Here is a 16,131-nt window from a genome sequence, read left to right as displayed (position 1 = left end):
ATTTCTGCCACATAAATGCTGTAAGCACTGTTGAGCATTTTTATGATTATCCCCTATTCCATGAAAGAATATAAGGTGTATCTCATTTTCTTTATTACACTTAGTAATGTGTATTCTAGCATCGTATTATATCTTATAAGATAATACACTCTTTTTTTTAAACTGTAAATAACTTGTTACTATACACTTACGCTGAAAATGATAAATATGCACACTAACAGACTTAAGAAATACAAAATAGCAGCATTAATAGTTGCAGCAGGAGTAGGCAGTAGATGTAGTAACACAATTCCTAAGCAGTATACAAAACTTGCAGGTAAATCTGTTTTATTTCATGCAATTAAAAGATTTCTGGCTAACCAATATATAGATTACATAAGAATAGCAATTAATAGAGACCATGAAAATTTCTATGAGAAAGCTATATCACTAATTACAGACACTAAATTACTAAGCCCTGTATACGGAGGAGAAAACAGGCAAAATTCAGTTAAACTAGGGCTTAAAAGCTTACAAAAAGTTAACCCAGATTTTGTAGTTATACACGATGCTTGTAGGCCTTTTGTGTCAGATGTTCTGATAGATAACTTGGCTCAGTCCATGATTAATGATCAATATACAGGAGTAGTACCAGCAATAGAAGTCGAAGACACTATGTCATTGGTGGGTAATAATTTCGTTGAATCTACGATTTCAAGAGGAAAACTCAGAGCCATACAAACTCCTCAAATTTTTAATTTCAAAGAATTATTATCGTGCTATCAATCAGACAAAGAATTTACTGACGATTCATCACTAATGGTAGAGCACAAAAAACATGTTGCGATTATTAAAGGTGAGAAAAGCAATTTTAAGTTAACCACAAAAGAGGATATCAATATGGCAAAGCTTCTCTTTGAAGAGCCAAAATTTCGTGTCGGAACTGGTTATGATATACATAAGTTCATTAAAGTTCAAAATGGTGCTGAGAGCTTTATAAAAATTTGCGGTGTGGAAATTGAACACAACATGGCAATAGAAGCGCACTCTGATGGTGATGTTGCAATACATGCAATCGTTGATGCAATACTCGGAGCACTGGGATTTGGCGACATAGGAGAGCACTTTCCTCCTAGTTCCTCTGAATGGAAAGATTGCAATTCATCTCACTTTCTTGACTTTGCTGCTAAAAAAGCAAAGGAAAAAGGGTACAGCGTGTCTAATTTAGATATTACTATAGTTTGTGAGGAGCCTAAAATATCGCCTTACAAAGTAGAAATGAAGAAATTCATATCAAAAGCATTAGAAATTGATGATGAATTTGTAAATATCAAAGCAACCACTGCAGAAAAATTAGGTTCTATTGGAAGAAATGAAGGAATAGCAGCATATGTTTCTGTGTTATTGCATACAAACTTTTATTGGGAATAGAAACGAAAAAACTTACTTGACACCCTCCGCCAGCCCCCTTATTATGATAATAAGGGTATTTATGACTCGAAACTTGTTTTTGACCTGCAGGCTCAATGACAAAATTCAGTAAAAAACTTAGGGTATTTTTTGGCGGATTACATAAAATTATAGCGGCTGCATGTCTTTTAAATTTTTTCTACATTCAGCCAAACCGCGCTTAAACTAAGCGTCAGCACATTATTACAGCGCCAATTTAAAGTATTAGAGAGTCAAAACTTGCACCACGGGAGTTCTTTGCCTTTTTTTTCTCCCTGGTAAATTTCTTAATGTTTGTAGCTAAAGCAATTTAAGAGACCGAAAATGGTGTCATTCCAGCGCGTGACGCTGGAATCTAGTCTTTATTATGCAGCCACTTATTTAAAGTTAAGTTTTCTGGATCCAAGTAGTCAGGGCACTGGGATGACACCTTGACGATTTGAAGAATCGTCATCCCGCTACGTGTTAGCGGATGAGATACCGCGAATGAATCGCGGTATGACGGTTCGTGGTGGTATGACGGTTCGCGGCGGATGACGGTCTGCGGTGGTATGACGATAACCTCGTCATCCTGCTACGTGTTAGCGGCTAAGAGATACCGAGGCGGTATGACGGTTAAGTAGGGTGTCATCCCAGTGCTTGACGCTGGGATCTGATGCAGTTATTCTAGGCTAAGGTAATCCGCATAGCAAATGGTGTCATGCAAGTAGCTGACACTGGAATCTAGAATTTTTTTAACTAGATCTTATGGTAAAGCCATAGGATGACAGAGAAGGTAAGCCTTATTTAAGCTAGCTATATATACTCATCGTTTATGGCTGAAAGGAACACATTTTTAGAATAATGAAAACAATCAGCAATTTAATTCAAGAAGGATCGGAGTTATTATCGTCACATAAAGTTGAATCACCACATTTAGATTGTGAAATCATCATGCAGCACGTACTTGGAGTGGAAAGATCATTCATAATTATGAACCATGTTGATCAAGTGCCGATGGAGAAAGAACTTTTATTTTGGAAATTAACAAAAAAAAGAGCGGAAAGATATCCAATATCGCAAATAATAGGTAATCGTGAATTCTGGAGTAAAAATTTTATAGTTAACCAGCATGTTTTGGATCCAAGACCAGATAGTGAAACACTAATCTCAACGGTGTTAAAATATTACCCAAATAAAAAGCAGAGACTAAAAATTGCAGATTTTGGTACAGGCACAGGTTGTTTATTGATATCCGTACTTAGTGAGTATAAATATGCTGTTGGCGTCGGTTTTGAAAAAAGCTTGGAAGCATACAAAGTTGCCTATCAGAACACAAAGAAACATAATCTTCTCAGCAGAGCCAAAATATTTCCAAGCTCATGGACAGAGTGCAGAGGTTCATTCGATCTTATAATCAGTAATCCTCCATATATTAAAAGAAGCAAATTGAAAGACCTGCAAGCCGAAGTGCAAAAGGAACCAAGAATTGCTCTTGATGGTGGAATTGATGGTTTAAACTGTTACTTGAGTATTTTTCCAATATTGAAAAAGTGCCTTAAAAAAAATGGGTTTGCAATATTGGAGATAGGTGAAGATCAAAATGATATTGACAAAATAATACCCTCATACAAATTAGCTTTTCAGGAATATGTACATAATTTGGCAGGAATGAAGAGGTGCATTGTTATGCAAAAAACATAGCTAATGTTTTCTTGTATTATCTCCTTCATCCCATATTATCCTATGTCATCCCAGTACCCTCTACCTCGTTATCCCAGTGCGTGACACTGGGATCTATATTTAACTAGATCCTATGGTCAATCCATAGGATGACAGGAACGGTTTTGGTTAGCCATGCATTTTTTAAAGGGCAACATGTTTAAGCTTTGCTGGCAAAGTGGAAAGTAAGACCAGCCTCTATGCCGTGTGTGTGAAATAGTTGATTGCCTATATTCATAACTTCTGTTATTTTTTTGCCCTTCTTTAATACTTTTGATTTCTTCTCTCTATCAAATGCAGATACTTTATCTTTTATGCTTATTTGTCCTAATTCTTCTGCTTGAAGTTTAACACTATCATTCCAAACACCAAAACCTCTATATCCGATATGCATATTTACATCTTCGTTTATGCGATAATCAAAGCCAGCTTTTAATTGACCTGCAGGTCTTATTGACGATTTTTCAAACATTGTCATTCTTGTTGCACCGATTCCAATACCAACGTAAGGAGAAAAAGAGAAACGGTCACTTTTCCAATGATGATAAACATTTGCCATTACAGATATGTTCTCAATTTGGTCATGACTAACTGCAACACTATACAAATAAGTTCTTTTATCAGCATTCTCACCAATGTCCTTTAGGTATGAAACAGTTATTTGTCTACTTGTTAAACCAATATTATCCAATTTTACAGAAGAATACATCCCTTCCAATTCAGCCCTATAGCTGTTGCCATTCAATTCCCCTGTGTAACCAAATGCTACATTTGCAGCAAAAGGTAGATTATAATCTCCTTTATACTTACTTAGTAACTGACCTTCTGTACTCTCAGCATTTCTTTCATTTATATATACCTTATTAGTATCTGCAGCATCCTTATCTCCAATTTTTGCTTTCAACTCACCCATGCCATTTAAAAATTGACCGTAATACCCACTACCAAAGTAAAATCCTTCTGTTTCACTTGCAAAAGATTGTTGTGATAACAACAAAGTAAGTGCTGTAACCGCTAACGTTTTTTTATTAATCATTACTACTCCCCTAGTTAAAATAGCTAATCTAATACTAATTAATTAAAAATGGTTTAATATGAAAAAGCTAATTGTTTGCATAACTTGCACTTTTCTAAGCTAAAAAATAGGCAAAATCAACCTTTATTTTTGATCATTTTTTAATTTATCGTCAATATCCTCATCTTCAAATTCATCCTCCTCGTCTTCGTCATCAAACCTATCATTGCTCCTCTCGTCATCAAACCCGTCATCATCATCTTCAAACTTATCGTCAATATCTTCGTCTGCAAATTCATCTGATTCATCATACACTGCATCCTCTGTTTTAGTTTCAGCAGGATAATCAACTGAATTAGGCCCCTCAAGAGCATTATTCCCCTCATTATTAACCTTATCTTTGCTCGCAGCAGCAGAAAGAACTTTGTTTGGGTCATATGGTTCTTGTGTAGGCACACGAGTTTGCTTGAGCAGTCTTTTTGTGAAGGTGATATCACTATAGTACAAAATTTTCTTTGATTTAATTGGGTAAGTCGACTCTATTAAAATTATCTGATCGTCGCGTGGCAACATAATAACTTCTTGAGGCAATAGCAATGCTCTCTGTGTTTCAGAGATATGCAACGACCTTGAAGCAGGATTTAAATCTAAAAATTTAGGCTTATTCAACGATTCTTGTTGTACAGTTTTGTTTCCTATAAGTTGCGATATTAAATTAGCTGTTTCAATATTATTGGCTGCAAAAGTTATTCTGTAAGTCGAGTTTGACAAAAAGGAGTTCATTCCTGCTTCTTCATATATTCCTTTGAGCTGCTCAGTATCTTGAATAATTAAGAATAACCTAACTCGATAACCACGAAAATATGCAATACCTGTTTGAAATTGCTCCATTTTTCCAAGTGTAGGAAACTCATCCATTAAAAACAATACACCATAAGGCTCGTCATCCGATGGCAATTTTCTACATAAAAACTCAGTTGCCTGTTGGTAAAAAACCTGCATTAAAGGCCTGAGCCTAGTCAAGTTGTCAGGAGTTAAACCAACATAAACTGTAGTTTTCTTCTTTTTAAAATCTAAAATATCAAAATCACTTGACGCAGTTGCAGTATCAATCAATGGGTTTGCCCACAATTCAAGCGATGAGTTCATAGTTGATACAACACCCGACCTTTCTTTATCAGCTTTTTGTAAAAAAGCTGCAATATTCATATATGCTACAGGGTGTAGTATTTTACCCATTGTATCAAGAGCAACAGCAAGATTATAAACTACGTCATCACTACGCATCGTACGCACAACTTCACCAAAAGATTTAACTTTCTCTGGTGCAGCAAGTAAGTATAATACCACTCCAACAAATAAGCTTCTTGCTTCATTTTGCCAAAAGTCTTGTTCAGGCATGATTAGGTTAGCTATTTTCTGCACATCGTCAACCATCTGCCCAGGTTTTTTACTAATCCATTGTAATGGATTGTAACAGTGACTTATTCCATCTGGCTGCGCTGGATTCCATACGTATACTTTTTGTCCTTGTCGTTCTCGCCAACCACTTGTTATTTCATAGTTTTCTAATTTTATGTCGTGTACAATTACCGAGTCAGTCCAAAATAATAAATTAGGAATTACAAAGCCAACACCCTTACCAGAACCTGTAGGTGCAAATAACAATGCATGCTGAAACCCATCAGCAATAAAGTATCCTCTTTTATCTTTACCAAGCAATAATCCCTTTTTGCTTCTTAATCCTGCTTTTCGTATGTCTTTCTCTGATGCCCACTGCGAGTCTCCATGAAGTGATTCTTTCTTTTTAAATGGTCGCCACTCAATTATCCTTTCTCTTAAATTCCATAAGATAATCATTAAAACAACAATAGGCATTGTAGAAGATAGAATTAATTTAAATTTGAGCTCAAGGCGATATAACTCTGGGTGGTGCCAACAATATTGTATATGATCAAAAATCGTTGGCCAAAGAGCTTGAGGGAAAGGCGTCAAACTAGGATTAATTGCCTTAAAATCCACAGCATCCGGACCATCAGCAAACAGAACAAACAATATACCAGATAGATAGAAGCAAAACTCAAGTACGCTAAAAGCTACTACACCTCCTATGAGAATATTACGTAGGTGATTTCCATTACTCATAAACTACTCTTTTTTAACTTATGTATAAATTTAAGCATTTTCGCTCGCAGATCTAGTAAATAATATCTCAGAAATGCTTCTTTTGCCCCCACCGGTTCTTTTTAGCTGAATAACAATATCAATCACATTTCTAATGTATGGTATAATTTGGTCTGGAGGAATGCCAAGATTTGCCTGCATAACCATCAATTTTATTTGCTCAAGGGCCATTGTTGGACTATCTGCATGAAGGGTTGATATTGATCCAGGGTGACCAGTATTTATCGCCCTAAGAAAACTAAAAGCTTCCTCTCCACGGAGTTCACCAACTATTATTCTGTCTGGCCTTAAACGTAAGCACGCCTCTATCAAATCTTGAGTGGTTACTTTTGCTCTGCCCTGACCTCCTTTGGAGGCAATCAGATGCACTCTATTTGGATGATCGTTCAAAACGATTTCCCTTGCATCCTCAACAGTAATAATTCTTTCCTCATCTGGAATAGCACGCAAAGTAGCATTAGTAAAAGTAGTCTTACCAGTGGAAGTTCCACCGCTAATTATAATATTTTTCTTACTTATTACAGCGTATTCTAAAAACTCTTTTATTTTTTTTTGCCTTAACAGTAAATCCAAATGACGGTCAGCTGGATTATCAGTTGCTTCTGTAACAGTTTCAGAAAAAGCCCCCATTTTTTCGTAATCATCGAGTGCTAATTGCATGCTAGAAGGCTTACGGATCGACATGACTACTTTATCAGGTTCACATGCTGGTGGAAATACTATCTGTATACGATAACCATTTGGTAATGTTGCCGAAAGTAAAGGTGCTTCTTCGCTAAGTTTTTGTTCTGTAGCTTGAGCAATCAGTCTGCCAAGAGATTTCAAATGGTTAAGATCGAATACTTCTAATTTTTCACACCTTATTTCACCGCGATTTTCAATCCATACTTCCTTTGGCTTATTTATTGATATTTCATTTACGCCTTCTTCTTGAAATATGCCTTGTAATGGCTCCAAATATGTATCAAGTGCAGCATAATTCATTTCATTGATTTAATATTGCCTGTGAAGGAAATACTATATCTTGGTTAACAAATACTTTCAATGCGGTGCCTTGATCGACATAAATAGTTGGTTTTTTATCTGTATATCTGCCCACTATATCTCGCATATCTTTAGAAAAATCATTGATTGACTTGCCGATTGCTTCATCATAAACAGACTTGCTTTTTCTTTGAAATTGTTGTAACAGTTGATTTACATTTTCCAGGCTTATAGTAACCTTGTCTTCCTCAATTTCTAGCGCTTTTGCTATTTCCTTTTTCATTATTTTCAGCAAATCTTGCTCATTTTTAGCATTACGAATTTCTCCAATAGCTCCAAGGCCCAGTTTCCATTTATCACTAGATTTACCCTTTGCTGCTTCACCAATAACATCTTTGAATGAAGAAAAATCTATTTCAGTTACAGTGATGGATCTCACCGCATCCATAGGAGTTAGCGTACCAATAAGATTAGAGGCCTTTTGTCCTACAACAGATGAACCAATTGAAACACCAGCAAGTGCCACTGAAGAGAATAATGCACTTACTATTTTATTATCAACTATTCCTGCTATCCCTGCTCTACCAAGCTCGTCAGTACTAAGTGATGAGATAGCAATATCTATTCCATGAGGAAGAATGACCCTACTCCAGTTTATATTTACACGAGCTCTTGCGACATTCGAGTCAAATGAATAACTGCCTATCAATCTTGAGCCTTTAGGTATTAAAACTGTATCACCAGTTTCTGCATAAACATCTCTACTCACCATAGCACGCAGCATTCCTTGCAGATCAGAGTTTATTGCAGTTTCAAGAACAGCATCAATAATTTTACCTTGAGTAACCATTAAACCAATCTTTCCTACTCTGGTAGCTTTGCTCGATTGTGCTGAAGTGTCAGATAAAATAGCATCAGCAGCCTTATTCTCTCCACCATCACCTGAAATTGTTAACATTTGTGCACTACGTCTGTCTCTAGGATAACCGCCACCCCCTATTGTAGGAAACGAGGTAGGTAAATTGCCCATAACATTACTAGAAGGAAAATTTTGCTTTGGCAAAATAGGTATATTTGACACAGGAGTTTCTTTTGGTTTCTCTTCTTCTTTTCTAATTTGTTTTATTTCTGGTATGATTGGTGGTGTAGGAAGAGGAGGTAAGGGTGGTAAGGGATCAGTTATTATTCTTTCAGGAACCATTACATTATCTGGAACTTGTTCCAACTTTCCCTTCAATTCTTGAACATTTTGCTTTGTTTCCTCTTTTTTAATAACTTCTGAACCCTCTTTATGAGAAGGACTAAAATAGAGATAATACACTCCACCAACCAGAAGCACTAAAATAATGACCATCAATGCCCTATGACCTTGATTAGAGCCAACTGTTACTACCTTGTTCTCTATTTCTGATTCATCTTCTGAATTGTTACGCCTTTCTTTATTCATATTGCATATACCACAACTAAAGTGACCTATTTATAATTTCAACTTCACCATCTTCATAACGCATAAATAGCTTTTTATGTACTCCTTTTATTATAACATAATCATCAAATAACAGCCTTTTACAAGGTTTATCCTCCTCTTCTACAAAAATCTGAGGTATTTTATTATTATTTCTAAATTTTAAATAGGTTAAATAACCATCATCAAATAGCTCAATCGGAACTATATCCGCATTACTACCTTCATCAATATATGTATAATTGTACTTCGTATCATTTTCTTGTATTATTTTTTCTGGCTTGTCTGTAGTATATTGCATTTGAGTAGGTAAAGAAACCTCATCTAAATCAACATCAAATTCACCTTCTTCTTGAGGATAATAAAAACGTACTACGTAAGATATATCCTTTTCAGCAGAATAATCGTGACCCACTTTCTTAGCATCAGTATCTGGGTATTTATCGTAGTTTGGCCTTGAGATTAAATCAAAAATGTAATTTCTTTTTTTAGTTGTTGTAATAATCATGTTAGTGCGACTACTAACTTCAAATGGCATGATAAGCAATTTATTGTCATAAGGATTAATTTTCCAACTTGATGCATCACCAACAGCGATATTTTTAACTTTTTCTCCTTCCGCAAATTCAATATAAGAATAGTAACCCTGACTAAAAACCACCGTAAATACTTCATTAGGGCTATACACAAAAGTCTTTATTCTACTATCTACAGAAATAGGCTCATTATAATTAATGGATGCGTTTAAATTGCCACTTACAAGTAAAGCTAAAACTAATAATATCCTATACATATTCATCATCTACTCTATATGAAATAACTTGAAACCCTAATGGGTTAATATATCTTTGCTGATCATCCATTTCAAGCGATGCATATCTATATGACATAATAACTATCTTATTTTTTCTTGTGGAACTTCCATCTTTCCGTATAAATTCCACAAAAAACCTCACCTGAAGAGCATCGTTACCCAATTTTTGAATTGAGCGAATTTTACATTCACTTTTGGTATCTGAGTACAAATTAAAAAGATCATCCATATTCTGTGATCCTACATAATTTCTAAATTCATTATACACATTAGGTGAGGAAAACAACCTCACCTTTGTATAATAGTTATAATTATAATGATATGGATCAAAAACCTCCCTTGCTTTTATATACTCTGAAATAAAATAATCGTTTAGCGCTTCATTTGCAGAATATTGTTTTACTGTGACAGGATCAACCAATTGCACTATTCCTGATTTCTTGTCAATTTCTATAACAAATGGCTCAATAGTGCTACTTGTGCTAATTTTAAATATGACTAATATGCTGATAGAGATCGTTGCTAATAATATTAATGCAAATAAAAGTAGAATATTCCTTTGAGCAATAACTGTGCTGTAGCGGTTTGAATTCCAATCTATATCCTTATCTAAGGATTCAGTATTTTTTTCTCGCTTAAAAAATCTTAGCATTCTAGTATTCCTAAAAATCTTAACTTATGTTAATAAACATAGCAAATTAACAAAGTAGTTACAACAAAAAAGCTAAAAAACTCTTAATCTATGGCCTAGCTTACCAAACTTTGTCTCCATATATGAATCGTTATATTTATTACGTTCCACAATAAGTGGTAGACACTTTGTAACTCCTATACCACTACTTTCCAATTCTGACAATTTCCTATCATTGTTTGTAAGTAATTGGATTTTGTTAATGTTCAATTTCTTAAGCATTTTAGCTGCAACAGCAAAACTCCTTTCATCATCTTCAAAACCTAATATTCTGTTTGCATCAACAGTATCAAGATTATGTCCTCTTTGCACACTGTACGCTCTTAACTTATTAGTTAAACCAATGCCTCTTCCATCTTGCATTAAATACAATATAATACCACTTCCAGAGTCAGCTATCATTTGAATTGCTTGATGTAACTGACTTCTGCAATCGCATGATAAGCTATCTAACAAGTCACCCGTATAGCACGAAGAATGAATTCTTACTAATGGTTCGCCATCTTTATCTGGATTGCCAATGATAATTGCATGATGTTCTCTTCCACCACTTTCTGTTCTATAAGATATGATATTTACTTCTTGAGTCTGTTTTAAAAATAATGATGTTTTGCACACTTCATATACATCCTGATTTTCTTGAAAATTATTTATGAATGACGTGTCCAGTGCAATAACGTCATTTTTCTCGCACCAATTTCGCATTTCATGGTTATTCTCAAAAGTCATATCAGCCACTAACGCGTATGGCAATAATTCTGAGAACTTAAGCAAGGCAATAGCACATTCATCTATTGTCTTTGAGCATTGCAACTCTCTTATGCAATCTTCCTTTGAACAGTTTATTAAATGGAGCAGTTCATCAAAATTATTCACCAAAAGACGTTTGCTGTTATGTTCTTTATTCTGAGATATGTATTTTACCTTACTTGAAGTTAAAGTAACATATACATTACTTGATATAAGCTTGTATTGATTAAATAAATCTCTTTCTAAAGCCTCAGCAGCAGCGAACAATAGGTAATTACTTTTATCATATATTACAATTGGCCGGCCGCGCCTGATTTCGCTGATAGCTCTTTCTACCTTATTGCTACTCTGATTTCCTATAAACATTTTTACCCATATTAAGCAGCTATGAAAAAACTGGTGCGGCCGAGAAGACTTGAACTTCCAAGGCCTTATGAGCCACAGCGACCTCAACGCTGAGTGTCTACCAATTCCACCACGGCCGCACTATATTGTAGTTCTTATATAATTATTTTAAATTATTTAATCATTTTAGAATTTTTCATCTAGAGTGTCAATCTGATACTAGAATAATTTAGAAATTACTTGTATAATTTGATTATGAATTTTGTGATTATAAATTTTAATCATTTAAGACAACCTTACTACTAATTTTTAACTTAGGTTTTTATACAAATGAATGTAGCTAATATCTTTATTTTTTTAGCTCTATCTCTTATAACCAGCTTTCATTCTGTCCATGCACAAATATTATACACATGGTCTCAAGTTATTCCAGAAAATAAATTAAGCATACGTGCAATTACAGACAATGACATGTGTCCCATTGTTTATGTCGATGGCGAGGAAATAGAAATGCTGAATCGCAGCTCAATTAACAATGGTGATCATAACGAAACAGTTTGTGAACTGACAGTACAAACAAGTGCCAAAAACATTAGTATTGAGGATCTACGAGTTCCTATATTACCAGAAAAGGTTAATAAAATTGCTTTTATTGGTGACACGGGTTGTAGAATAAATATGTTACTTCAGCAGGAATGTAATTCGGTAGATAGCTGGCCTTTAAAAAAAAATTTAGATTCAATTGCCCTTCATAAACCAGATTTAATTATCCATGTTGGTGATTATCATTATAGACAAACAAAATGTAGAAATACAAAAAAGTGTGGCGATATTTATGGATATAATAAAAAAGCTTGGTACGCTGATTGGTTTGAGCCTGCAAAGGATATTTCATTACAATCCCCTTTCCTTTTTGTTCGTGGAAACCATGAGAGTTGTAATAGAGCTTATGAAGGATGGTTCAGGTATCTAGATTCATACCCCTTTTCGTCTGAAAAATGTGGAAACTTCGTTTCTAGTTGGTCCTTAGATGCTGGACCGATGAAATTTTTTATCTTCGACTCTTCATCCGGTGAGGATATTTTTACAACCCAAAGCACAATTGATGCTTTTGAAAGGCAATTTGATAAATTGATACAAGATAAGCCCACGTGGTTTTTAACTCATAAACCGCTTTGGAGATCTCCAAAAAAAGAATTTTTGACATTAAAAAGCCATGGTAATCTTACACAAATTGAAGCTTTTGGAGATAAGTTTCCAAGCAATGTCACTACCATAGTTTCTGGCCACATTCATATAGCCCAGATTTTATTAATGGATAATGTTCCAGACCAGATTATAGTTGGAAACGGTGGTGCATTATTACACGCTCAAGATCAAGAGCCTGTTTATCAAAATGTAGAATTTGACTATTCAAATGGTAGAAACTACTTAGCACACGAGGTTAGAAACTTTTTCGGTTTTGGCTTTGCAATACTAAACTTAGATGATCACAAATTTACCTTCTATAATCAACACAATAAGGAAATGTATTCTGCGAAGCTAACAGAAGATTTTAAACTTAAACGGATTAAAACTATAGTCGATTCATTTTAGGACTTGTTATTAGCTATTTTAACAACGCTACTTAAACATTTTTTTTAATCGATTGATTTCATCAGCAAATTTTGAGTCGGTCTTTATAAAATTTTCTACTTGTTTTACTGCATGTATAACGGTAGCATGGTCTCTGCCACCAAAATTTCTCCCAATATCTGGTAGGCTTTTTTGCGTAAATTTTTTGGCAAAATACATAGCTATTTGTCTTGGCCTTGCAAGACTGCGAAGTCTTCTATTGGATTGCATATCTGCAACCTTTATATTGAAAAATTCAGCTACTTTCTTTTGTATTTCCTCTATTGTGATTGACCTATGATTTGACCTAAGAAGATCGATTAGGGTTTCACTAGCTGATTCTACCGTCATACTTCTTCCAATTAATGAGGTATGGGTAACCTTATTTAATGCTCCTTCTAATTCTCTTATATTAGATTTTATGTTCCTTGCTAAAAACTCTAGGACATCTTTCGGAACATACATATTCATTTGCTCCACTTTTGCCTGCAATATACCAAGCCTTAATTCAAAAGTTGTTTCATTAATATCTGCCACCAACCCCCAACCGAGTCGTGATCTTATTCTTTCTTCCACTCCATCAAGATCACTAGGAGACCTATCAGCTGATATAACCAATTGCTTATTTTGGTCTATCAATGCATTGAAAGTGTGAAAAAATTCTTCTTGTGTACTATCTTTACCACTGATAAATTGTACATCATCTACCATCAATACATCTACTGATCTAAATTGCTCTTTAAATAACATAATATCTTTGCTTCGCAGCGCTGTAATATATTGGTACATGAATTTCTCTGCTGATAAATATACTACTTTTCTTTTTTCTGATGGGGAATTGACTATGTGCCAAGCTATAGCATGCATTAGATGTGTTTTACCAAGTCCCACTCCACCATATAGAAACAAAGGATTGCTGCCTAATATTGGATCTATAGATTCTGCCACACGCTTTGCCGCCGTAAATGCTAATTCATTTGGCTTTCCCACTACAAAATTATCAAAGGTGAACCTTGGATCCAGCGGCGAACCAAGATTATGATTACTTTCCTCTCTGTTTTTTAGTATAACATTAAAATTTGAATTCCTTTCCTCAATTACTTGAATATCAATAGAACCTATGCTTTTATCTTCGCTTTGCCATAATGATAATATTTTTTTCATGTAATGAACTGTAATCCACTCTTTTATAAACCTTGTTGACACGGATAAAAGAACTTCCCCATTTCTGCTACTGACAAATTTTAGCGAACTCAGCCAGCTGTTATATGTTGCTTCTCCATAAAGATTATAAAGACAATTTTGGATTTTTTCCCAAGTAACATTGTGATCCGTTACTGTAATAATCTGATCAAAAAACGTAGTAGAAACCTTAGGGCTAGTTAAGTTCATATACCATACCAAGAAAAAAGCAACAATTAGAAAAATATAAGATAATCAATAGCTTACTGCAAAATGAAAAGCTAATACTACTTAATACATACTAAAAATTATGGTGATTTTTTGATGGGTTGTAAAGGATATAAAAACACTAAAATTGATCATTTTTATTTCAAAAAAATGAAAAATTTGTAAATGTCGCTTGTATCGAGGATTAGAAGCATGCTATTAAAAATAGTAATACATTATGTATAAATAAGATGTTAAATTTACTGGTAAATAAGTAAAGTATTCATATAAATATAGCTAACCTAATATAGATTTACTGAAGCAAATTTATGATTATATTAAGTAATTTGAGTTGTCATGCTGTATTCGGTATTGAACTAGAGTTTTACATTGAAGGAATAGAAAAAGAATATTTATTTCTGAGTAGCATCAAAAATAAAATAGCATCTCTTGAATTTTCTTGCGAGAAGGAGAATTCTACACATCAATATGAGATAAAAAGTGGTTGTTATACGAACTCCGACAATTTAATTAAGCATTTTGAGTTAGCGAAACAATTACTTACTGAAACAGTACAAAAACTAGGTGGGAATGTTTCTTTTAAAGCAAAGCCCTATTTGGATAGAGCAGGCAGTGCATTAAATGTGCATGTTAATCTCGTGAATTCAAATAACGATAACTTATTTTATAGCAATGAGCAAAAGTACAGTGACTATCTGATTCACAGTATTGGTGGATTATGTGCAATGATGAAAAAACATATGTTGTTCTTTGCTCCAAATGATGATTCATATTTAAGATTTCAGTACCCGGATATTCATACTCCAACTACAATTAGTTGGGGAGTAAATAACAGAACTGCTGCGATAAGAATTCCCTATTTTGGCAACGATTCCAAAAGATGCCATCTAGAGCACCGTGTTCCTGGAGCAGACTGTAACCTTGAAAAAGTACTCACAGCAATAATTGAAGGTATAGTTTTTGGTATAGAGAACAAAATTGCTCCGCCAAATAGAGTGTATGGCATTGCATCTGATTCTCAATATAAGATGGAGAGCTTAATACAACAACTACATGTTAAACCCTAACCCGTTAAACCCCTTTGCTGGCTGTTCTAGCACTTCCCTCACATCATTATTTACCCCATGCTGTATAGCCACTCTGCAGGAGATAGTTTTCTCTCAGGTTTAGATTCTATACTAATATTTGCACTTGGTCTTTCAGGAAGTGGATTACCAAGCGCATCCATGTGTTTAGGTAAAGGTTCCATAACAATATTTGTAGCACTAGAAACGGAATGACTATCTTTAGTATCAGCGCTTTTAGAAAGTGAATTACCTTTGAAATCAATATGTTCAGGTAGTCCATTTTTCATTTCTTCTTGTGCTCTTTTATTTTTTAATTCTTCTGCTAGCTCAGTTTCAGTTCTTTTTGGTTCTTTTACGGATATTTCCGTATCTTTTTCTTCACCTTCATCTTCTGAAACACGAGTAATTTCAGCTTTAGTTCTTATTTTATGAATCAGCAAAAGTAATAAGTAAGTAACTGCAGCAGCAGAAACGATAATGGCTATCTTTGCGGCAATGTGAATTGCTGTTAAAAATATTAAAGCTGATAAAGCCCCAGCTAGTCCAGACACAATAACTTTATTTTTGCCTTTTGTTATATTTAGAATTGCTACCATAATAACCTCTCAAATACTGTTCTAGAATTATTATACAGAAATTTTCTTATACTTGCAATTTTGCGAA

Annotated in this window: 13 protein-coding genes and 1 tRNA gene; 4 read left to right on the top strand and 10 right to left on the bottom strand. The window is 34.4% G+C overall.

Annotated features, from left to right (window positions below; translation table 11 throughout):
- The first annotated feature begins 198 nt into the window (after positions 1-198).
- Positions 199-1,410, top strand: a complete 1,212-nt coding sequence (ispD, locus tag AAGD69_RS06695; RefSeq protein ID WP_341812106.1) for a 2-C-methyl-D-erythritol 4-phosphate cytidylyltransferase — start codon at positions 199-201, stop codon at positions 1,408-1,410.
- 861 nt (positions 1,411-2,271) lie between these two features.
- Positions 2,272-3,111, top strand: a complete 840-nt coding sequence (gene prmC / locus AAGD69_RS06690; protein ID WP_341812105.1) for a peptide chain release factor N(5)-glutamine methyltransferase — start codon at positions 2,272-2,274, stop codon at positions 3,109-3,111.
- A 178-nt stretch (positions 3,112-3,289) separates the two neighbouring features.
- Here prmC and AAGD69_RS06685 read toward each other — a convergent pair whose 3' ends face one another.
- The 8 genes from AAGD69_RS06685 to AAGD69_RS06650 form a co-directional block, all read right to left on the bottom strand.
- On the bottom strand, positions 3,290-4,165 hold the full coding sequence (locus AAGD69_RS06685) for a P44/Msp2 family outer membrane protein (protein ID WP_341812104.1): 876 nt from the start codon (positions 4,163-4,165) through the stop codon (positions 3,290-3,292).
- Between the two features lie 123 nt (positions 4,166-4,288).
- Positions 4,289-6,289 carry a type IV secretory system conjugative DNA transfer family protein gene (locus AAGD69_RS06680; RefSeq protein WP_341812103.1) on the bottom strand — a complete coding sequence of 667 codons (2,001 nt, stop codon included), beginning with the start codon at positions 6,287-6,289 and terminating at the stop codon, positions 4,289-4,291.
- A 30-nt stretch (positions 6,290-6,319) separates the two neighbouring features.
- On the bottom strand, positions 6,320-7,312 hold the full coding sequence (virB11, locus tag AAGD69_RS06675; RefSeq protein ID WP_341812102.1) for a P-type DNA transfer ATPase VirB11: 993 nt from the start codon (positions 7,310-7,312) through the stop codon (positions 6,320-6,322).
- 1 nt (position 7,313) lies between these two features.
- Positions 7,314-8,759 (bottom strand): TrbI/VirB10 family protein, encoded by a 1,446-nt coding sequence (locus AAGD69_RS06670; protein WP_341812101.1) that lies wholly within the window; start codon positions 8,757-8,759, stop codon positions 7,314-7,316.
- A gap of 16 nt (positions 8,760-8,775) precedes the next feature.
- On the bottom strand, positions 8,776-9,576 hold the full coding sequence (gene virB9 / locus AAGD69_RS06665; RefSeq protein WP_341812100.1) for a P-type conjugative transfer protein VirB9: 801 nt from the start codon (positions 9,574-9,576) through the stop codon (positions 8,776-8,778).
- Positions 9,563-10,243, bottom strand: a complete 681-nt coding sequence (locus AAGD69_RS06660) for a type IV secretion system protein (protein ID WP_341812099.1) — start codon at positions 10,241-10,243, stop codon at positions 9,563-9,565. Before AAGD69_RS06660 ends, virB9 begins: the two co-directional genes overlap by 14 nt.
- A 72-nt stretch (positions 10,244-10,315) precedes the next feature.
- Entirely contained in the window at positions 10,316-11,398 is a 1,083-nt protein-coding gene (locus tag AAGD69_RS06655) for a GTP cyclohydrolase II (protein WP_341812098.1), read from the bottom strand.
- 31 nt (positions 11,399-11,429) lie between these two features.
- Positions 11,430-11,517, bottom strand: a tRNA-Leu gene (locus AAGD69_RS06650).
- A 190-nt stretch (positions 11,518-11,707) separates the two neighbouring features.
- On the opposite strand from AAGD69_RS06650, the gene AAGD69_RS06645 reads away from it, so the two are divergent.
- Positions 11,708-12,973, top strand: coding sequence for a metallophosphoesterase (locus AAGD69_RS06645; protein WP_341812097.1), 1,266 nt, complete (start codon positions 11,708-11,710; stop codon positions 12,971-12,973).
- A gap of 27 nt (positions 12,974-13,000) precedes the next feature.
- Here AAGD69_RS06645 and dnaA read toward each other — a convergent pair whose 3' ends face one another.
- Positions 13,001-14,383, bottom strand: coding sequence for a chromosomal replication initiator protein DnaA (gene dnaA / locus AAGD69_RS06640; protein ID WP_341812662.1), 1,383 nt, complete (start codon positions 14,381-14,383; stop codon positions 13,001-13,003).
- A gap of 326 nt (positions 14,384-14,709) precedes the next feature.
- On the opposite strand from dnaA, the gene AAGD69_RS06635 reads away from it, so the two are divergent.
- Entirely contained in the window at positions 14,710-15,468 is a 759-nt protein-coding gene (locus AAGD69_RS06635) for a glutamine synthetase (protein WP_341812096.1), read from the top strand.
- A 50-nt stretch (positions 15,469-15,518) separates the two neighbouring features.
- On the opposite strand, the gene AAGD69_RS06630 is transcribed toward AAGD69_RS06635, so the two are convergent.
- The gene (locus AAGD69_RS06630; protein ID WP_341812095.1) at positions 15,519-16,064 is read right to left on the bottom strand and encodes a hypothetical protein; all 546 of its coding nucleotides are present in this window, start codon (positions 16,062-16,064) and stop codon (positions 15,519-15,521) included.
- Positions 16,065-16,131 lie beyond the last annotated feature (67 nt).

The sequence above is a fragment of the Wolbachia endosymbiont (group A) of Conops quadrifasciatus genome (genome assembly GCF_964027015.1).
Classification (GTDB): domain Bacteria; phylum Pseudomonadota; class Alphaproteobacteria; order Rickettsiales; family Anaplasmataceae; genus Wolbachia.
Note: the sequence above shows the minus strand (reverse complement) of the source record. Positions and strands in the feature narration are given on the sequence as shown.